Genomic DNA, 19180 nt, shown 5'->3' with positions numbered 1-19180 from the left:
GAGTGGTCAGGGGGACGCGAAAACTGGGCGAAGCCACGAGCGGCTCAGGGACCGAAAAGGCAGTCAGAAGGGGCCCCGAGGGAGCCGACGGCTTGGCTCTATCGCCGGTACTGCTCCCGACGGTCGACCTCCGCGAGCTGCGCTTCGAGTCTGGCTTCCAGAGAGCGCACGCGTCGCGAGAGACTGTCGCTCGTCTGTGACATCTCGCTTGCGAGGGCCTCTAAGCGCTCTGCCTGCTCGTGGGAGCCCTCGCTGAGCCCGTCACAGTACTGCTCGTGGGTCGGCAACTGCTCGTACGATACGACGCGCTCACAGCCGGGACAGATTGGCATAGCTTCACACGCTAGGATGACGCGGAGCCTCTTTACTGTTCACCCGAAAGGTGTAGGTTCTCACCGCACCCGTGACTTATCGGTGATCGAGACACGACCCCCTCGACGTTTCCGGGTCCACAACGCGGCATCGGGCCCGCAGCCGTACCCCGCTTGCACTTGCAGGGTCCTGATTTTTGTCCGAGAACGGAGAACTGTAAGGTGGATAAGATGATTTCCGAGATAACTTCACCAGTGCTCCAAGTAGACCTTCCGACGTCACTCGAACAGACACTCGCCGCGTTCATCGGCTTCCTCCCGCGACTGCTGGGTGCGGTCGTCATCCTGCTGATCGGGTGGGTTGTCGGGGTCCTCGTGGGGAGAGTCGTGCGGTCCCTCATCGATCGCACCGAGATCGATAAGAAAGTCCTCGAAACGCCGCTGGGAAGGATGATGGGCCGCTCCGAGCGGGCGGTCAGCCGCACGTTCGGCGTCATCGCAAAGTGGTTCGTGTACGCGATCGCGATCCTCGCGGCCGCGAACGTCCTCGCGATCGCGCTGCTCTCCGAATGGATTCAGACCGTGGTCTCGTATCTGCCGGCGTTCGTCGCCGGCCTCGCGGTCATCCTCCTCGGATTCATCGTCGCCGATTTCGTCGGAGACGCGATCATGCGGACGCGAGCGGCCACACAGACCGAGTACACCGCGTGGTTCGCCGCGGGGACGCGGATGTTCCTGTACTTCACCGCGATCGTGATCGGACTCGACACGATGGGTATCGACGTCCAGATCCTGTACGTCTTCGCCAACGCCGTCGCGTGGGGCGTCGCCGCCGCGATCGCCCTCGGAGCCGGTATCGCCCTCGGATGGGGCGCTCACACCTACGTCGCGGAGAACATCGACCGCTGGGCGGGAACCGCATCGACCGCGGCCCCGTCACCGCGGGAATCCGCCCAAGCCGACGGATCGGGGATCGGAGAGGAGTCAGGTGATCAGTGAGCCGACACGTCGGCCGGGACGCCATAACGGAGCGAGCGCATGAACGAACACGAGCGGTGGATCCTCGAGACGCTGATAGAGAACTTCTCGACGCGGATCGGACAGGGACTTCGGGAGGGCAAGAACGAGCACGAGATGCTCGACGCCGACGATGGGCTATCCGCCCTCGGCGAGGCGTGGGTACATGGGTACCTGACGGCGCAGATGTCCGTGATCTGCGGCGTTACCACCGGCAACCCCAATCTATCGGCCGACAAGATCGAGGCGATCGCGGCCGTCGTGCGGGATCACAGCGACGAGATCGCCGCCGAACTGTACGCCTAGACGAGATCCGCGCTGATTGATTCACCAATACTGCCACATCTCACTCACTAGACCGATGCCATCGCGGATCCGCGTAATGTCCTACAACATCCGGTACGACAACCCGAACGATCAGAAGTACGTCTGGCGGCACCGGCGGGAGGGAGTGACGAGCAACATTCGGTTCCACGATCCCGACATCGTGGGGTTGCAGGAGGCGCTTCACGACCAGCTGCGGGACCTCCGACGGCGACTGCCGAAGTACGAGTGGCTGAGCGCCGGCCGTCGAGGGGGGAAAACCGTCGGCGAGTACGCGGCGATGGGCTTCGACCGCGGACGGTTCAATCTGGAAGCCGACTCGACGTTCTGGCTCTCGGAGGATCCCTCGGCGACCGGGTCCGTCGGGTGGGACGCGCGGCAGCCGCGCCTCGTCAGGTACGCGCGGTTCAGGGAGTACGAGACGGGAATCCAGTTTTATCACTTCAACACGCACTTCGATCACGTCGGCGAGACGTCGCGGATACAGAGCGCCGCGCTCCTCCGCAATCGGATCGACGCGATGACGGACGACCTGCCGGTCATCGTGACTGGAGATTTCAACACCCGCGAGTCGAACCGGGCCTACCGACGGCTGACGCGGCGTCGGCAGCGGCGGACCCTGCTCGATGCCCGCCACGCGGCGAGCTATCCGCATCACGGCCCGGAGACGACGATGACGGACTTTCACCGGCTCGTTCCGGACAAGAAGATCGACTACGTGCTCGTGACCGAGGACGTCGAGGTGCTCTTGCACGGGGCCTGTGCCGACACCGACGGCGAGGGGCTGTTCCCGTCGGATCACCTCCCGATCGTGGCTCACGTGCTCCTCCCGCTCCGGAGGTCGGAAGAACGGTGATAGGGATCATCGCACCTGTTCATAGACTCTCCAGACGGAGCGGCGAAAACTACGAGCACTCACAGCGACCCCGAGGAATCCGTCGGGACGCATCGAGCGCCGGCGACCCCTGCCGTTGCCAGCTAAACGTTTACCGACGACGCGGTTCGATTCGGTCACATGAGCCGAGCAGTCGAACGGCGGCCGAGCGACGCGAGAAACGGCGAGTTCGGGGACGCGAAGATCGAGACGGGGAGCGAGTGACCCGCCGTGCCGAATCGAACCGCCCGCCGGTCATCAGAGCGCAGCGACGACCCGTCGAGGCGGTGCGCTCGCGACCGCCCCGGCGTGGGAGGCCGAATGACCTATAATAGCGTTTGCAAGTCTGTACACACTCGACCGCACGACTGCGTGCGGTCGGGTGTGCAATCAGTTGCAAACGCTCCTATAGCGGGCCCGTTTCGGAGACGGATCCCGCGGAGCCGCTTATGAGTGAATCTCCCATTCCCCCGGCGTCGGATCGGAACCGGCTCGGCTGGTGGCTGTTCGTGGCGCTGCTCGGTCTCGCCGCCGCGTACATCGTGGCCCAGTTCGTCGGACTGCTCTCGCTCGCGGCCTTCGGATACTACGCGACCCGGCCGATCTGTCGGACGTTCGCTCGGGTGACCGACTCGGATTCGCTCGCGGCGGGCGTGACCGTCGTGGTCGTGTTGCTCCCCATCATCGGTCTCGCGCTCTACGTCGGGGTTCGAATTGCGCAGACGGTCCAGCGGGAACTCGACGACAGCGGCGGGGTGGTGGAGATCATACGGCCGTACGTCGATCTCGACGCGGTACCGGCGGAGCAGCGGGAGGCCCTGCTCCAAACGCTCTCGAACCCCGGCCAAGCGCTCGATCCCGCCACCGGTCTCAACGGACTCGTCGACGTCGGACTCGCCGCGTTCTCGGCAGTAGCTGGCACGGCGCTGTTTCTCGGACTCGCGGTCTCGCTCTCATTCTTCCTTCTGGCGAACGACGACGATATCGCCGCGGCACTGGGAGGCCTGTTCGGCGGCCGCGACACCGCGGCGTACGCGTACGCCACGGCGGTCGACGGCGATCTCGAATCCGTATTCTTCGGGAACCTTCTGTTCGTGATCGCGATGGCCGGCCTCTCGATCGTCGTGTACGGTGGAACGAACCTGCTCGCGCCTGAGGGACTGCGGGTTCCGATGGTGTTCGTGCTCGCGTTCCTCACGGGCGTCGCCAGCCTGATCCCCATCATCGTCGGAAAGATCGTCTACCTGCCCGTCGTCGGCTATCTGGCGGTACAGGCGATCAGTACCGACGGGGCCTCTCTCACGTTCGTCGCTCTCGTCCTCGTGGCGTACGTTCTGGTTCTCGACATCCTGCCGCAGACGTTCCTGCAACCGTATCTCTCGGGGCAGCGCCTCGATATGATGCTGCTGATGTTCGGCTACATCCTCGGCCCGGTCCTGTTCGGTTGGTACGGCTTCTTCTTGCTCCCGATCCTGTTCGTCGTGATGCTCGAAGCCGTCCGCATCGTGCTCCCCCAACTCCTGCACGGCGAAGCGCTCACGCCGGCGGCGTCGATGGGGGACTCGATCGGGACAGATCCCCGCAGCGGACGCGAAGCCACAGCGGACGGATCGACCAACGGCGGGAGATCGGCTCACGAGGAGGCATCGACTCACGGTGAGACATCGGATAACGAAGAGAGATCGACGAACGGCGGATGATCGGACGCCCCGACAGAAACCGACTGACAGCGGCGGTCGGCGTCCTAAGTCGCCGGCGAATGCAGGCCGGGCTCATTCCGCCACTGAGGGCGTTTGGGGACACGTGATGAACACAAGAGCACGTCGAGATCAGCCGCTCAGATGACACCGCCGCCGTCGAGCGACGACCGGCCGGCTGCGGGTTCCCGAAGTCGTCAGGAGGGAGTCGGATCGGAGACGCCGCCGGAGCGCGGTCGGAGCGCGGCCGTCGTCAAACTGCTCGTCCGCGGCGAGCGGACGAACGCTGTCATCGGCTGGGGACTGCTTCTAGTCGCCGGGTATGTCGCAGTCGATATGGTCCGGGACGGATCGGTCCTCTGGGGGGCGTTCGCAGCGCTAATCGCGATTACGGCCGCCACTCCGGCGGGCGCGACGCGGGACTGGTCGGCGATGGTCCCCTGGCCGCTGGTCGCGCTCGTGACCGCGGCGGTGCTGACCCGACGCGTCGGTCTGTACCCCGATATCGCCGGATACGCTGCGGTCTCGGGACTCGCGCTCGTGGTCGTCGTCGAGATGGAGGCGACGACGCTGGTCGAGATGAGTCGAAGCTTCGCGGTCTTCTTCGCCGTGCTGACCACGATGGCGCTGCAGACGTGGTGGACTGTCGCACAGTTCTACTCCGACCGGTGGTTCGACACGCAGTTTCTGACCACGCAGACCGAGCTCCAGTGGGACTTCGTAGCCGTCACGGTCGTCGCCGTTCTCGCCGGGGGATTCTTCCAGTGGTACCTCGAGCAGTTCGATCACGTGGGAACGCACAGACACCCCATCGTCCCTGACGACTCATGACGCTTGGCGATTACTTCAGCGTCTCCGACGGGCACGAGCGAGTACTCACACGGTTCCTGCAGTCGATTCTGGCCGGGATGATGGGTATCGGGGTGGTCACTTTCAAGCTGGGAATGGTCGCCAACGGCGCGTTCGCTCTCGGACTGACGCTCCTGCCGGCCGCCCTCCGTCGGGAGTACGGCTACGTTATGAACCCGGGGCTCGTCCTCTGGATCACGGCGGCGGTCTTCCTCCACAGCGTCGGCGCCCTCGGACCGTACAGCTGGTTCTCGTGGTACGACGAGATCACGCACACGCTCTCGGCGACCATCATCGCCGGATTCGGATACGCGGCATTCCGGGCCTTCGAGCGCCACTCGGCGGCGCTAGACGTCGGATCACGCTTTCGATTCGTGTTCGTCGTCGTGTTCGTCCTCGCGGCGTCAGTCGTCTGGGAACTGCTCGAGTTCGCCTCGGTCCTGTTGGCCGACGCGGTCGGCGCGGACCCCCCGCTTTCGGTGTACGGTATTGACGACATCGTCACCGACATGATCTTCAATACGATCGGCGCCGTGATCGTCGCCGCCGCGGGGACGGAGCACTTCGCCAAACTCGCCGGCTTCTTCCGCCGGCGACTCGGTACTTCGCGACCGCCCGACGGGTAATCAGTCGGGATCGCTCGAGGACCGGGGGTTAGAGGTAGGAGGCGTCCCAGCGGGTTGCCTTGCGCTTGTTACCGCAGCGGTTGCAGACGATCCGACCCATAGAGTCCATCGCCACACTGAGGGAGTCGCAGTTGCCGCACTGGAAGCCGTATCGCTCGCGGAAGTCGCGGTCCTCATAGACCGCGTAAAACGAGGCCTTGTCGGCGTGTTCGGCGTCACTGAAGTCGACGAAGAGGTCCGCGCCGTCGGGGCCGGCGACCGGTTCGACCACCCGCTCGCGCGGCGACCCGTCGAGGGACTTCTCGAAGATCACCTCCTCGTAGGTCTCCTCGCCGATGTCGACCGTTCGGGCTCCCGCCCGTTCGAAGCCGTTGGCCTCGTAGAATCTCACGCCGGTCTCGTTCTGTTCGAGGACGAAACCCTTGAGAACCGCCGCTTCGGCCGATTCTGCGGCGTCCTGCGCCCGTCCGAGGAGCCTGAGTCCGATCTCCTCGCCCCGGAAGTTCGGGGAGACGTGGAGCCAGTGGAGCTCGGCGGTTAACGGGTCGGCCTCGACGACGACGAGTTGGACGAACCCCACGATATCGTCCGCCTCGGCGACGTAAAAGCGCTCGGCGTCGTCTTCGAGGAGCCGTTCGATCCGCTCGGGCGAGTACCACTCCTCGACGACCTCGACGATCGTTTCCTGAGAGAGAAAGTGGCCGTACGATTCAGACAGTGACGCCCGAGCGACGGTGGCGATCTCCGATTGGTCCTCGGCGTGGGCTTCGCGAATATTCATACGCCACTGTTCGGCGTACAGGACCTAAAGTTCGACCCCGGTGTTTTTTCGCCGTCGCAGCCGTTGTTCCACTCACACGATGGCAGACAACGAGACAGAGACCAATCAGCAGCACAGCGCCCGGATGGAGCTCGACGCCGACACGCTTCACGAGGGAGAACGCGGCTTCTACCTCGACTGCCCGGCGTGCGGGGCGTCGGTATCAATGGCACAGGTCATCGAAGAGGGCCACTGTTCCGGCGTTCTCGACGCCGACGAGACTGAAGTCGAGAGCGACGATACGCAGCTACAGGGAACCGAATGCACGGCCAAGCTTTCGCTCGAACTCGTCTGGACTGAGTAATTGTGAGTATCGTACGTCCGGGTATGCTCAATACTGCCCAGCGGCTGGGCACTGCTCAAACGGGTGGCTACCGATACGCGATAGCAAGACATGAATATGATATGTATTTACTCAAATAGGATATCAAAAATATCAGATAGAAATTAGATAGTAAATATCGGGATGATATTTATATAATCTTATACTGTTATTTGAATATGGAGAGAATAATAAATTTTGAATATATTAACTATTTTAAATAGTTATTTTATTATAGAATGGTAGATTGTGTGTCGGTGGCCTATGAGGCAATTACAACCGCCCGAACTGAGATAATTGTGTCCTACCGAGAGAGTGGCACTCAATTACTAACCGTGGCTGCATCCAGTGTCGTACGTACTATGCCACTCTATATGGACGTTCATCGGGACGTCGACGCCAGTGTCGAAGACGTCGTGGAAGCGCACAAGAAGGACGTCGAAACCCAAGAAAAACACGGTGTGAACTACCTGAACTACTGGGTAGACGAGGACGAGGGCGCCGTCTTCTGCTTGTTCGAAGGGCCGAGCAAAGAAGCGGGCGAGAGGGTTCACCGCGAGGCCCACGGGCTTACCGCAGACGAGATCTTCGAGGTCGAACAGGGCGAGTGAACTGAGCAACGCGCTTCACAGTCGCCTTCGAACTCCGGAGGGGATACCGCGTAGACCCCTCGCCTCGGATCCGGCCCTCGACACCGGTCACGAAAGCTGTTCGCCGACGATTCGATCCGCCTCCGCGACGAACTCCGCGCGCGATCCGGTCGGGATTGTCGCCCCGGCGGCGACGTCGTGGCCGCCGCCGTCACCACCGACGGCGCGCGACGCCTCGCGCATCACCCCCGAGAGATCCAGTCCCTGCCGGACGAGCGCGTGAGAGCCGCGGGCGCTCACTTTCACCTCCTCGTCGGACTTCTCGGCGAACGCGAGGATCGGCACGTCGCCACGGATCCCGGCGGCGCCGACGGCCATCCCGGCGACGATGCCGACGATCGTCTCGCGGATCCGCGTGCCGGCGTCGAACCACTGGACGTTGTCTTCGACCGTCGTACCCTCGCGTTTGACCCACTGGAGCCCCTCCGAGAGGTTCCGACGGTGGTTTCTGAGGAGCGCTCTCGCGCGGTCGAGCGCCTCGGCGCGGTCTCCGAGACAGACCGCGAGACCGACGTCAGCGCGCTCGTATCGGGCGGTCGCGTTCAGGAGCGTCGAGAACTCGCTGACGTCTCTGAGCTCCGTCCCGCGCTCCTCTCCGGGGAGCGTGTAGGTCGTACCGACGAGCGCTTCGATCCGGTCTGCGGGGACGCCCGAGGCGATGGCGCGCCGCAGCAGGCCGCTGACGAGCGTCTGTCGCTCGTCCATCGTGAGGTCCACCCACCGGCGCCACTCGCCGTCGTCGTCTCGCAGATCCAGATCCAGTTCGGCGAGGAACTCGATCGCCCCGTTCGCGTCGTTCGTGATACCGGGGATCCGAACGTCGCTCGCGTACTCGAGGAACTTCGGGAGCGGCCGCGTCTGTCGGCCGTAGACGAGTAAGTCCGTCGCCTCCTCGACGGCGCCGACGGCGACGCCCTCCTCGACGATGCCCTGGTTCGCTCCCGAGAGACCGCCGTCGGCGCCCTGCATATCGCCGATGGCTCCGACGACCGCGAGCGCGGCGAGATCGCGGTTGTCGCCGCCCGGCGGTTCGAGCGCGCGTGCGAGCGTGTAGCTCGCGCCCGCGCCGGAGAGCTCCGACGCGCCGTCGAGACCGAAGAGCAGCGGGTTGAGGTGGTGTTCCGGCTCGTCGAGTCCGTCGGGGAGTTCCGCGGGTCGGTGGTGATCGGCCACGACCGGCGTGAACTCGCCGGCGGCCGCGTAGGGCGCGATGACGTCGAGTTGGCCGCTGCCGAAGTCGGTGAAAAGCACCGTCTCGTAGTCGGTCGCGGCGATACGCTCGACCTCCCGTTCGTCGAGCTGTTTCGCGAACACGGTCTCGAAGGGGATCTCCGCGCGTTCGAGTGCGGTGGAAGCGATCGCCGCGCTCGTCAGCCCGTCGGCGTCGATGTGCGACGCGAGGAGGACCCGCTCGGCGTCGCGCAGTCGCTCCGCGCAGGCGACCGCCCGCGCTCGCAGTTCGGGGACCGGCCCCGCGGCGTCCGGCGTCGTGTCCGCGCTCATACGCGTTCCTGTGTCGTTCTCGGATTTAAACCCACGCTCGGCGTGCCGAAGTCGGACGCCGGAAGTGAGACGGTGGCGGTCAGACGTGAGACAGTGGCAGTCGGGGTCGGGTAATCGGAGATCGGCCGTCGCGGGTCCCTACTCTGAGTCGTCCGACTGGCCGTCGACGAGCTCCGGGGGCACGTTCTGTCGGAGGACGCCGACCGCCGCCGCGACGCGTTTGGCGTTCCGCTCGACGGCCGGGATGTCGTCCTCGGCGGCCCGCTCGCGCAGCTCGGCGCTCGCGGCGTCGAGGTCGTCGATGAGCGCTGCGATCGTCTCGTAGTCCGGGCTGTCACTCATAGGTATCACGCTCGTCGGTCAGTCGGTCCGCCTTCAACTCGGCCCGCTCGAGCGTGCCGTGTTCGACGACGTTGACGCGGAACATAATGCTCGTCGCCTGCTTGAGCTCCTCGCGGAGGCTCCGCCGTATCGCCTCCTCGTCGCGGTCGGCGCTCGGATCGGCCTCGGCGGTCAGCTCGATCACGCTGATGTCTTTGTCCTCGTGCTCTTTGATCACGACGCGGTATTCGTCGGCGACGTCGTCGAAGGCCCGGACGGTGTCCTCGATCGCGATGGGCGAGAGCAGGACGCCGTTGACCTTCGTCAGCTCGTCGATACGCCCCCGAAGGCCGCCCTCGGCCAAGTGGAAGGTGCGCCCGCAATCGCAGGTCTCGTGGCTCGCGAGGCGGACCTTATCGCGGAGCTCGAATCGCAGGTAGGGCTGCGCCTCGCGGTCGAGGGGAGTGACGACGAGCCGGCCCTCGCCGCCGGGACCGACCGGCTCGTCGTCTTCGTCGAGCACCTCGACGAGGAACATCGCCTCGTTGAAGTGCAGCCCGAGGCTGTCGCCCTCGCAGCTGAACCCCCACGCGCCGCCTTCGGTCGCGCCCGCGTGATCGAACACGTCCGCGTCCCACAGCGTTTCGATCCGCTGTTTCGTCCCGGGGATGCTGGCTCCGGGTTCACCCGCGCAGACGATTCGCTCGACGGCCATCTCCGTCGGATCGAAGCCCTCCTCCTCGGCGACTTCGGCCAGTCGGAGCGCGTAGGTCGGCGTCGACATGAACGCCGTCACGTCCAGTTCGTCCATCTTGCGAACGCGCTGGCTCGACGAGAGGTTGCCACCGGGCACCACCTCGGCGCCGATCTTCTCGCACGCGTAGTGACCCGCCCAGAACGCCACGAAGACGTTGTAGGAGAACGGGAAGAACACGCGGTCGTCGGGGCGGATGCCCTGGGCCCAAAGCACCGTCGCCCAGCAGTCGCTCCACCACTCCCAGTCGGCCCACGAGTCCGCCTGCCTGAGCGGCTGACCGGTCGTCCCGGACGTCTGGTGGTACTCGGTCACTTCCTCGGGGTCGACCGTCAGCAGGTCGCCGTACGGGAACGGCTCGGTCTGTTGCGCCTCGCGGAGCTCCGACTTCTCCGTCGTCGGCACGCGCCGGACGTCCTCGAGGGTCTCGATGTCGTCGGGGTCGACTCCCGCCTCGTCGAGCTTCTCGCGGTAAAACGGGGAGTGCTCGTACACGTACGCACACTGCTCACGGAATTTCCGGACCTGGAGCGAACGGAGCGTCTCCCGGTCCAACTGCTCCAGTCCCGGGTTCCACATCGTGCTCATTGCCTCGAACAGCCCTCGACGGCTCGCCGCCACTGTGTGGTCCACGGTACCATAATGCTACACCGTTCGCTTGTGAGGCCAACTAAATAAGTCCTGTTTTAAAAGATGAAGGTCCGTGGTCCGCTGATCGAGAGCGCCGCAGGCGGCTGTCGGGCGACGTGGTCGTTCCGACGTGCGTCAAGGAGGGGCACCTCGACGCCCGCTATCTCGGGTTGCTCACTCGTGGTACGTCGGGGCCGCCTCCTCGACGACCGCCGTCGCGAGCGCCTCGAAGGTGGCGTTCTCCGGGACGACATCGACGCGGATACCGTGTGCCGCCGCGGTCTCCCGCGTCGGTTCGCCGATGGCGCCGACGACGGCGCGGTTCAGTCCGGCGATCGCCTCCGACCTGACACCGCGCTCGTCGGCGGCCGCCAGAAAGTTCTCCACGGTGAGCGAAGAGGTGAAGCAGGCGGCGTCGAGTTCGCCGCCGGCGGCCATCACGCTGGACTGTCCCGACCCCTCCGGGCGAACGAGCCGATACAGGACCGTCTCGCTGACTGCCGCGCCCGCCTCGCAGAGCCCATCGAGGAGGACGTCGCTGCCGTGGTCGCTGCGGGCGACCTCGACGCGTCGGTCGCCCACGTCCGGGGGGAACGAATCGGTTCGCACGTTCGGCTCGCGCTCGGCCTCGCCGTCGAGTTCCGCGACGAGCCCCGAGGAGGTGTACTCGCCGGGGACGAGGTCGACCGTCCAGCCCGCCTCGCGGGCCGCGTCCGCGGTCAGGGGACCGATGCAGGCGAGCGCGGCGTCGCCCGGCGTCCAGCCCGCCTCGGCGAGGAGCTCGACGCCCGTCTTGCTCGTCAGGACGACGACGTCGGGAGCGGCGTCGTCGTCCGCTCCCGGGAGCGCCCCCGTCGGTTCGACCGCGAGCATCGGGTCCGGAACGGGCGTCGCGCCGAGCGATTCGAGCAGTTCGACGGCTTCGACCGTCCGCTCGTCGTCGGGACGGAAGACCGCGACACGGCACTCGCGGGTCACTTCTCCGACACCTCCCCGTGGTCGACGGCGCTGGGTGAGGCCGTCCCCGAGTCCCGCAGGAAGTCGACGACGCGCTCCCGCGTGGCCGCCACCTCCCCGATCACGGTGATCGCGGGCGGTTCGATTCCCTCGGCGTCGCGAACGTCGACGATGTCCGCGAGCGTCCCGGTCGCCACGCGCATCTCCGGCCACGTCGCGCGTTCGACGAGCGCGACCGGCGTCTCGGGGTCCATCCCGGCGTCCCGCAGCGCGGCCGTGTACTGCGGGAGCTTTCCGACGCCCATCAGGACGACGAGCGTCCCCCCGGTCGCCGCGAGCGCCTCCCAGTCCACCGCAGACTCGTCTTTCGTGGGGTCCTCGTGCCCGGTGACGAACGAGACCGAGGAGGCGTGATCGCGGTGGGTGACGGGGATGCCCGCCGTCGCCGGGCCGGCGATCGCGGAGGTGATCCCCGGGACGACCTCGAAGGGGATCGCGTGCTCGGCGAGGTGCTCCATCTCCTCGCCGCCGCGGCCGAAGACGAACGGGTCGCCGCCCTTCAGCCGGACGACGGTCTCCCCCTCGCGGGCGAGCTCGACCAGCCGGCGGTTCGTGTACTCCTGCGGCGTCCACTCGCCGCCGGCGCGCTTGCCGACGTCCTCGCGCTTGTCCGCGGGGATCGAGTCGATGATCTCCGGGCCGGGGAGTTTGTCGTGCAGGACGACGTCGGCCTCCGCGAGGAGCCTGCGCGCCTTCACCGTCAGCAGCTCCGGATCGCCGGGGCCGCTCCCGACGAGGTAAACCGTGCCGGGTTCGCCGCGCTCGTCGCCGCGAGTGTCCGTCGCCTCGGTGGTTCGCTCGCCCATCGTCACTCCTCCGCGCCCTCGCGCGCCTCGGCAATCAGGTCGTCGGCGCCGCGTTCGGCGAGCGACGCCGCGAACTCGGCGGCCGCGTTCGCGTGATCGGTGGCCGGGAGGTCGCGGTTCGCCGCCACCTCTCTCTCGCCGTCGGCCGAGAGGACGCGCGCGGTCACGTGGACGTGCTCGCCCTGCAGTTTCGCGTGGACGCCGATCGGGGCGATACAGCCGCCGCCGAGCTCGGCCAGCACGGTCCGCTCGACGGTCGTCGCGACGCGCGTCCGCGGGTGGTCGACCGCGGACCGGATCCGCTCTGTGGCGTCGCCGTCGACGCGGGCGGTGACCGCGATGGCCCCCTGTCCGGGGGCGGGGACGAACTCCGCGGGGTCGAGCCGCGCGTACTCGACGTGGTGCAGCAGACCGGCGCGGCGCAGTCCGGCCTCCGCGAGGACGATCGCGTCGTACTCGGTGTCGAGGTCGCGCTCGAGCGCCCGGCGCTCGATCTCTGCGAGCCCGTCGAACCACTCCTCGATGGACTCGTCGAACTCGGGGTCGTCCCCGTCGCCACTCTCGAACTCCTCGCCCTTAGTCGACGGCACCGCGGCCTCGCCCTTCTCGTCGCGGTTGGCGTCGACTCGGCGCTCGTGTTCGGCCTGTAGGGTCGGCGCCAGCAGCTTCTCGATGCGCGTGTCGACGTTTCCGCGCAGGGGTTCGACCGTCAGGTCCGGGCGCGCGGCGAGGAGTTGCGCCTTCCGCCGGAGCGACGAGGTCCCGACGACCGAGCCGCTGGGGAGGTTCTTCAGCTCCGTTCCCTCGGGCGTCAACAGCAGATCCGCCGCCGACTCACGCTCGGGAACGCCGGCGACGACGAGCTCTGTGAGCCCCTCCGTCGGCATGTCCTTCATCGAGTGCACCGCGGCGTCGACGTCGCCGTCGAGCACCTTCTCGTCGAGCGCGCGGACGAACGCGCCCGTCTTTCCGAGCCGGTGGATGAGTTCGTCTCTGATCTGGTCGCCGCGCGTCTCGACCTCGACGAGTTCGACGTCGAGTCGGCGCCCGGCGAGCGCGTCTCTGACGCTCGTCGCCTGTCGGAGCGCCAGGTCCGAGCCCCGCGTCGCCAGCCGGAGTGTTCCGCGTGTCGTCATTGCCGAGTCATCGGTGACCACGGGTGAAAAGGCCACCACTTCCGTCGCGGAGCTATCGACGAGAGGGGCCGAACGGCCGCCGATCCGCCGGTCAGGGCGTCCCGACAGCGACGTGGCGCTTGTAGAGATAATACAGCGCGAGGACGACGCTCAGGGTGAACGCGCTGAGGACCTCGGTCGCGAGCGCGGCGAGCCCCCAGACGAGCGGGTCCGGCGTCCACGACGCGTCGGACTCGGCGATCGCCCGCGCGTCGACGTACGTCGCGATCGGGTACATCACCGACAGCACGAGACCGAACAGCCCCAAAGCGGGGACGACGATGAACACGCCGAAGACGGTCGCGATCCCGCCGGTGAGAAACAGGTCGAACAGGAACGCGCCGACGAACAAGACGGCGAGTAGGCCGCCGAGTACCACGTACAGCGGGATCGCCGCGATCCAGTACCACCAGCGCGAATCGACGCTCGCGCGGGGCAGCAGCCCGCCGATCGGGTCGTCGAAGTCCTCGCGCGGGGCGCTCGCCCGCGACGACGCCGCGCCGGTGGCGGTCGCGGATTCGTCACCGTCGGCGCCGGTCCACGTGTCGTCGCCGCGAGGTCCCGGTCTGGTGTCCTCGCGGACCGGGCTCGACGCGCCGGAGTCGCGAGTCTCGCGGCGTCCAATGCCGGGGTCGTGTCTCGGCGACGACACGTCGCTCTCGTCAGTCCCGTCGGTATCGTCGACGGAGTCGGTGCTATCGTCCGTCGGTTCGTCGCGTGGAGGGCGGTCCATACGCCGCTGTTCGTCGGTATCGTACAAAAATCCGGGGTGAGACCGCGGATCGTCCCGGAACAGCGGTCAGAGCGCTTCTTTGTACGCTTCCAGCGTCTCCTCGATGTCTTCGTCGGTGTGAGCGTAGGAGACGAACTGCGATTCGAACTGGTTGGCGGTGAGGAAGATCCCGCGGTCTTTCATCTCCTGCCAGAAGATCCGCTCCCAGCGCTCGGTCTCGGCGTCGGCGACGTCCGCACCCGTCTTGGGACAGCGGTCGTACCGCGCGCACGACTCGCGCTGTCGGCATCCCCCGCCGCAGACTGTGCGGTCGTCGTCGCCGTCGCCGGCGGGCGTCGATCCCCGCGTGAAGATCGTCTTGAACATCGAGTCGGTGCCGACGACGGTGTAGGAGGGGGCTTGGTCCTCGACGATGTCCGTGATTCCCTCTCGGAGCCGCCGCCCGAGGCGGTCGACGTGCTCGTAGACGTCGTTTTCGGCGGCGTACGTGAGGTACTCATAGCCCGCGGCCATCGTCACCGGATGGCCCGAGAAGGTGCCCGACTGGAAGACGTCGCCCGCGGGCGTGAACTCCTCGAGGATCTCCGCGCGCCCGCCGATCGCGCCGACCGGAAAGCCGCCGCCGACGATCTTGCCGAACGTCGTCACGTCGGGCGTGACGCCGAACTTCCCCTGCGCGCACTGGAGGCCGCCGACGCGGAAGCCGGTGATGACCTCGTCGAAGATCAACAGCGCGCCGTGGTCGTCGGTGAGATCCCGGAGGTGATCGAGGTAGCCGTCGACGGGCAGGACGATCCCCGTGTTGGCGAGGATCGGCTCCGTCAGCACCGCCGCAATCTCCGCGCCGTGCTCTTCGAAGACGCGCTCGACGGCGTCAGCGTCGTTGAAGGGGACCGGGATCGTGTGCTCGGCGAACGACGACGGGATCCCGGGCGAACTCGGCGTCGCGCTCTCGGGGCCGCCCTCGACGAGCGTCGACTCTTGGGCGCCGTGGTAGCCGCCCTGCATCACGACGATCTTGTCGCGGCCGGTGTAGCCGCGGGCGAGCCGAACCGCCGAGACGGTCGCCTCGGTCCCGGAGTTGACGAAGCGCGTCATCTCCACCGAGGGGACGTGGCGAGCGACGAACTCCGCGAGTTCGACTTCGATCTCGGTCGGCGCGCCGTACATCGGCCCCGCCGAGGCGTGCGATTGGACCGCGGCGCTGACCGGTTCCGGGAGGTCGTGGCCGTACAGCAACGGGCCGTAGCCCATCACGTAGTCGATGTACCGGTTTCCGTCGGCGTCGACGACGTGGGCGCCGTCGCCGCGCTCGATGAAGAACGGGTACGGGCGGGTCGCCCGGACTGAGGAGTTTACCCCGCCGGGGATCACCGACAGCGCCCGATCGTACAGCGCCCGCGACTCGTCGTGTCTCATACGCGCCGGTTCGCCCGGCGCGTTCAAAATCCTTGTCGCTTCGGCCGACGGCGATCGCAGACGACAGACGGCACTCGCGGACGGCAGACCGCGATCGCAGACGGCGGGTCACTCGCTTCGAAGCCACTCCAGCGCGGCGGCCTCGTCGTCACTCGCGGGAGAGCCGCGTACGTCCTCGCCGCTCGCGTGTCCCCCGTTCGGTTCCCCGCGTCCGTCGGCGGTCGCCTCGTCGCGGTCGGCGTCCGGTGTCTGCTCGACCGAGCCGGCGAAGCGCTCCGCCAGCGCGAGCCCCGCGGCGTCGTTCAGCGCGTGGATGGCGATCAGGACCGGGAGCGACCGGAACCAGAGGTACAGAAGCGTCATCACGAGCGCGGGCTGGGAGATCCGGAGGACGGCGTGACGGTCCCACGTGCTGCCCCCGTGGCCGACCGTGAACGCGAGAAAGGCGATGCCGCCGGCGACGGGCGCGCTCCCGGTGAGCGCGAGCAGGCGTTCGACGGCGTAGCCGTGAAAGGCGGTCTCCTCTGTCGCGCCCGCGGTGAACGCGACGAACAGGCGCTCGGGGAGCGACAGCGACGCGAACGAGCCGATCCCCGCCGCGAGGCTGTCGCCGCCGTCGCCGACGCGCGCCCACAGCGGGGCCGACAGGAGGTTCAGCCCCGCGAGGAGGAGAAAGCCGATCCCGACCTGCCCGGCGAACACCGCCGGCGGCGCGACGCGCCAGCCGATCGACGCGAGGGAGTTGCCCTCGGCGGCGACGACGACGAGGAGACAGGCCGGGATCGCCCACTTCCACGCGTGCTCGCGGAGGTCCGTCGGTCCGGGGCCCCCCGAAGCCGAGGGAGCGGGCCCAGCGAGGGCCCGTCGCGTCCGATCGAGGAGCGCGAACCCGGTGAGCGCGATGACCAAGCCGACGGTGGTGACCGGCGTCAGTGCCACATCCGACGTGGCGAGAGCGTGGATCTTTGCTCTTTCTGTCCGCGGAGGTCACAGGCAGGGGTGTCAGTCGAGGTCGGCGCAGTCGAGCGCTCGCGTCGCGGCGGTCCGTCCACCTCCGAATCGTCCGCGTTCGAGAGCGCTTCGACCGGGGTCACCGCGTCGGGGGACAGTCTTCCCGTCCGGGCCTGCCGGACTCACACGGCGTCGGGACCGCGCTTCCCCGTGCGGATCTGCCGGGCCGATTCGACGGGCAGGACGAACACCTTGCCGTCTCCCTTCTCACCCGTGCGAGCCCCCGCAGCGATGGCCTCGACGACGTCCTCCGCGGGGGTATCGGCGACGACGCACTCGATCTTCACCTTCTGGTGGAGGTCGACCGTGTACTCCTCGCCGCGCCACTGGCTCTTCTTCGCGGGCTGAGAACCCCGTCCCGAGACGTTCGTCACCGTTAGCGACGGCGCGCCCGCCTCCGCGAGCGCCTGTTTCACGTCCGAGAGCTTGTCCGGGCGGATGTACGCCATCACCATCTTGATCGGCGTGTCGGTACCGCTCGCGTCGTCCGTCGATTGCGTATCGCTCATAGTTCAGTCTCCGCGTCCGTTCCCGAATCAGTTTCGGCAGCCGTGTTGCCGGCGGCCGCGTCGGTACCGCGGCGGACCACGCCGCCGTCGGGGCGAATCATCCCGCCGTCGACGCGGGCGCCGGCGTCGTCGGGGCGGCCGAACTCGGGGTAGGTGTCGACGCCGTGTTCCGAGGAGTCGAGCCCCTCGATTTCGTGTTCGTGGGAGACGCGCGCCTGTCCGGCGGCGCGGAACGCGCCGAAGACCAGCGCCGTCGCGGCGAACGTCCAGAAGGCGATGACGACGACGCCGACGACCTGGGGGATCGCGACCGAGACGAACGAGGCGCCACCGCCCCAGACCGACGTGGCGAAGAACGGGTACGCGAGCGCGCCGAGGATGCCCGCCGAGCCGTGGACCGGGAAAACGGCGCAGACGTCGTCGATGTGCAGGCGTTTCTCGACGAACTCGAAGACGATCGGGAGCTGGGCGCCGGCGAGCAGACCGATGACGAGCGCGCCGGGCCAGACGATGACGTCGGTGACGGAGGTGACGCCGACGAGGCCGGCAAGCAGGCCGTTGGCGACGTACAGCGTGTCGACTTTCCCGGTCTTGTACGTCGCGACCGCGGCGGCCCCGATCGCGCCGGCGGCCATGCCGAGCGTCGTCACGAGCGCGACGCGGCCGACGGTCTCGAAGGAGCCGAGGACGACCTCGCCGGACTCCGCGAGTGCGAGCGGCGACGCGGAGGTTCCGACGTTAAAGCCGTACCAGCCGAACGCGAGGATGAGCGTCCCGAGGACGGCGAACGTCATCGAGTGGCCCGGGATGACGTTCACGGAGCCGTCGTCGTTGAAGCGGTTCACACGCGGGCCGATGATCCACGCGGCGGTGAGCCCGGCGATGCCGCCCATCGCGTGGACGATCACGCCGCCCGCGAAGTCGTAGAAGCCGAGCGCGTCGAGGAAGCCGCCTCCCCACGTGAAGCCCACGACGACCGGGTAGATGACCGCTGCCAGGAGGATCGTGTATCCGACGTACGCGCGGAGCCGCGCGCGCCCCGCGACCGCGCCGGAGACGATCGTCGCGGCCGTCATCGCGAACACCGCGCCGAAGAGCCAATCGACCCAGACGCCCGCCGAATCCGCCGCGGGCGAGTACAGGTCGGTGAACGCGCCGACGACGGAGTAGGAGCCGCCGCCGGTCGCGCCGCCGACGATCGTCGAGATCGCCGCGCCGACGAGGAAGAACACGATCACGCCGACGCTCCACGTCAGGAGGTTCTTCGTCAGCTGGTTCGCGACGTTCTTCGAGCGGACCTGCCCCGCTTCGAGCATCGCGAACCCGGCGTGCATGAAGAAGATCAGGAACGTGACCGTCAGGACCCACATCATGTTCACCCCCTCGACGACCGCGGACAGATCGGATTGGAGCGCCGCGCTCAGCATACGATACCTCTCGTGGTTGGTGCACCGAATTGGTTTGGACGAACGTACATCATTTGGTCAGCTTTGGTCAGATTCGTTTTCCGAATCTCGATAGATCCTAACTACATAGAGTATTAAAACATTTAGCTTTTTATTGTAAAATTTCTCTACGATATTCAGACGTGCGTCAAAATTACTATGGGATAATAGGAATATAAGGTAGTGATATCGCAAGAGAGAGGACAAATGTTGCCGGGATTCTTGACGGACATAGTATATAATTTCGGATAGGTACCCGCGAAACCCTCTCGCGCGCCGAGCGGAAGGGCTCTCGTCCGCCAAGCGGAAGTGTTCTGGTTCGCCGAGCGGACGACGAACAACCGACGGTCGACGCACAGACAGACGG

The 19180-nt window shown here is 66.8% G+C and carries 21 protein-coding genes; 8 read left to right on the top strand and 13 right to left on the bottom strand.

Features of this window, described 5'->3' with window-relative positions; all coding sequences use genetic code 11:
• Nucleotides 1–98: 98 nt before the first annotated feature.
• Nucleotides 99–332: a hypothetical protein gene (locus tag ACT3HL_RS14790; RefSeq protein ID WP_445087547.1), complete on the bottom strand. Its 234-nt coding sequence runs from the start codon at nt 330–332 to the stop codon at nt 99–101.
• 234 nt (nt 333–566) lie between these two features.
• Between ACT3HL_RS14790 and ACT3HL_RS14785 the strand changes: the two genes are divergently transcribed.
• The 6 genes from ACT3HL_RS14785 to ACT3HL_RS14760 all read left to right on the top strand — a co-directional run bounded on the left by ACT3HL_RS14785 (nt 567) and on the right by ACT3HL_RS14760 (nt 5698).
• Entirely contained in the window at nt 567–1310 is a 744-nt protein-coding gene (locus tag ACT3HL_RS14785; protein ID WP_445087546.1) for a mechanosensitive ion channel family protein, read from the top strand.
• Nucleotides 1311–1349: 39 nt separating this feature from the next.
• A complete protein-coding gene (locus ACT3HL_RS14780; protein WP_445087545.1) occupies nt 1350–1634 on the top strand; it encodes a hypothetical protein in 285 nt (94 codons plus the stop codon).
• A 76-nt stretch (nt 1635–1710) separates the two neighbouring features.
• A complete protein-coding gene (locus tag ACT3HL_RS14775) occupies nt 1711–2508 on the top strand; it encodes an endonuclease/exonuclease/phosphatase family protein (protein ID WP_445087544.1) in 798 nt (265 codons plus the stop codon).
• 467 nt (nt 2509–2975) lie between these two features.
• Entirely contained in the window at nt 2976–4226 is a 1251-nt protein-coding gene (locus ACT3HL_RS14770; RefSeq protein WP_445087543.1) for an AI-2E family transporter, read from the top strand.
• Nucleotides 4227–4367: 141 nt separating this feature from the next.
• The gene (locus tag ACT3HL_RS14765) at nt 4368–5054 is read left to right on the top strand and encodes a hypothetical protein (RefSeq protein WP_445087542.1); all 687 of its coding nucleotides are present in this window, start codon (nt 4368–4370) and stop codon (nt 5052–5054) included.
• The gene (locus ACT3HL_RS14760) at nt 5051–5698 is read left to right on the top strand and encodes a hypothetical protein (RefSeq protein ID WP_445087541.1); all 648 of its coding nucleotides are present in this window, start codon (nt 5051–5053) and stop codon (nt 5696–5698) included. Before ACT3HL_RS14765 ends, ACT3HL_RS14760 begins: the two co-directional genes overlap by 4 nt.
• A gap of 28 nt (nt 5699–5726) precedes the next feature.
• Here the strand turns inward: ACT3HL_RS14760 and ACT3HL_RS14755 are convergent, their stop codons facing one another.
• A complete protein-coding gene (locus tag ACT3HL_RS14755) occupies nt 5727–6479 on the bottom strand; it encodes a GNAT family N-acetyltransferase (protein WP_445087540.1) in 753 nt (250 codons plus the stop codon).
• Between the two features lie 79 nt (nt 6480–6558).
• Between ACT3HL_RS14755 and ACT3HL_RS14750 the strand changes: the two genes are divergently transcribed.
• Nucleotides 6559–6822 carry a hypothetical protein gene (locus ACT3HL_RS14750; protein WP_445087539.1) on the top strand — a complete coding sequence of 88 codons (264 nt, stop codon included), beginning with the start codon at nt 6559–6561 and terminating at the stop codon, nt 6820–6822.
• Nucleotides 6823–7202: 380 nt separating this feature from the next.
• Entirely contained in the window at nt 7203–7451 is a 249-nt protein-coding gene (locus ACT3HL_RS14745; RefSeq protein ID WP_445087538.1) for a nickel-binding protein, read from the top strand.
• A gap of 87 nt (nt 7452–7538) precedes the next feature.
• On the opposite strand, the gene ACT3HL_RS14740 is transcribed toward ACT3HL_RS14745, so the two are convergent.
• The 11 genes from ACT3HL_RS14740 to ACT3HL_RS14690 form a co-directional block, all read right to left on the bottom strand.
• Complete coding sequence (locus ACT3HL_RS14740) at nt 7539–8993, bottom strand: DHHA1 domain-containing protein (RefSeq protein ID WP_445087537.1); 1455 nt, start codon at nt 8991–8993, stop codon at nt 7539–7541.
• A gap of 138 nt (nt 8994–9131) precedes the next feature.
• Nucleotides 9132–9335 carry a hypothetical protein gene (locus ACT3HL_RS14735; protein WP_445087536.1) on the bottom strand — a complete coding sequence of 68 codons (204 nt, stop codon included), beginning with the start codon at nt 9333–9335 and terminating at the stop codon, nt 9132–9134.
• Entirely contained in the window at nt 9328–10656 is a 1329-nt protein-coding gene (locus tag ACT3HL_RS14730; protein WP_445087535.1) for an AMP-binding protein, read from the bottom strand. The genes ACT3HL_RS14735 and ACT3HL_RS14730 overlap by 8 nt, the downstream gene beginning before the upstream one ends.
• Nucleotides 10657–10872: 216 nt before the next feature.
• A complete protein-coding gene (locus ACT3HL_RS14725) occupies nt 10873–11676 on the bottom strand; it encodes a uroporphyrinogen-III synthase (RefSeq protein ID WP_445087534.1) in 804 nt (267 codons plus the stop codon).
• Nucleotides 11673–12521 (bottom strand): uroporphyrinogen-III C-methyltransferase, encoded by an 849-nt coding sequence (cobA, locus tag ACT3HL_RS14720; protein ID WP_445087533.1) that lies wholly within the window; start codon nt 12519–12521, stop codon nt 11673–11675. Before cobA ends, ACT3HL_RS14725 begins: the two co-directional genes overlap by 4 nt.
• Before the next feature lie 2 nt (nt 12522–12523).
• Nucleotides 12524–13657: a hydroxymethylbilane synthase gene (gene hemC / locus ACT3HL_RS14715; protein WP_445087532.1), complete on the bottom strand. Its 1134-nt coding sequence runs from the start codon at nt 13655–13657 to the stop codon at nt 12524–12526.
• Nucleotides 13658–13748: 91 nt separating this feature from the next.
• Entirely contained in the window at nt 13749–14429 is a 681-nt protein-coding gene (locus ACT3HL_RS14710) for a hypothetical protein (RefSeq protein WP_445087531.1), read from the bottom strand.
• A gap of 66 nt (nt 14430–14495) precedes the next feature.
• Nucleotides 14496–15848: a glutamate-1-semialdehyde 2,1-aminomutase gene (gene hemL, locus ACT3HL_RS14705; protein ID WP_445087530.1), complete on the bottom strand. Its 1353-nt coding sequence runs from the start codon at nt 15846–15848 to the stop codon at nt 14496–14498.
• Nucleotides 15849–15956: 108 nt separating this feature from the next.
• A complete protein-coding gene (locus ACT3HL_RS14700; protein WP_445087529.1) occupies nt 15957–16787 on the bottom strand; it encodes a CPBP family glutamic-type intramembrane protease in 831 nt (276 codons plus the stop codon).
• Between the two features lie 194 nt (nt 16788–16981).
• Nucleotides 16982–17368, bottom strand: a complete 387-nt coding sequence (locus ACT3HL_RS14695) for a P-II family nitrogen regulator (RefSeq protein ID WP_445087528.1) — start codon at nt 17366–17368, stop codon at nt 16982–16984.
• Entirely contained in the window at nt 17365–18795 is a 1431-nt protein-coding gene (locus ACT3HL_RS14690) for an ammonium transporter (RefSeq protein WP_445087527.1), read from the bottom strand. Before ACT3HL_RS14690 ends, ACT3HL_RS14695 begins: the two co-directional genes overlap by 4 nt.
• Nucleotides 18796–19180 lie beyond the last annotated feature (385 nt).

Source organism: Halobellus sp. GM3 (assembly GCF_052545375.1).
Note: the sequence above shows the minus strand (reverse complement) of the source record. Positions and strands in the feature narration are given on the sequence as shown.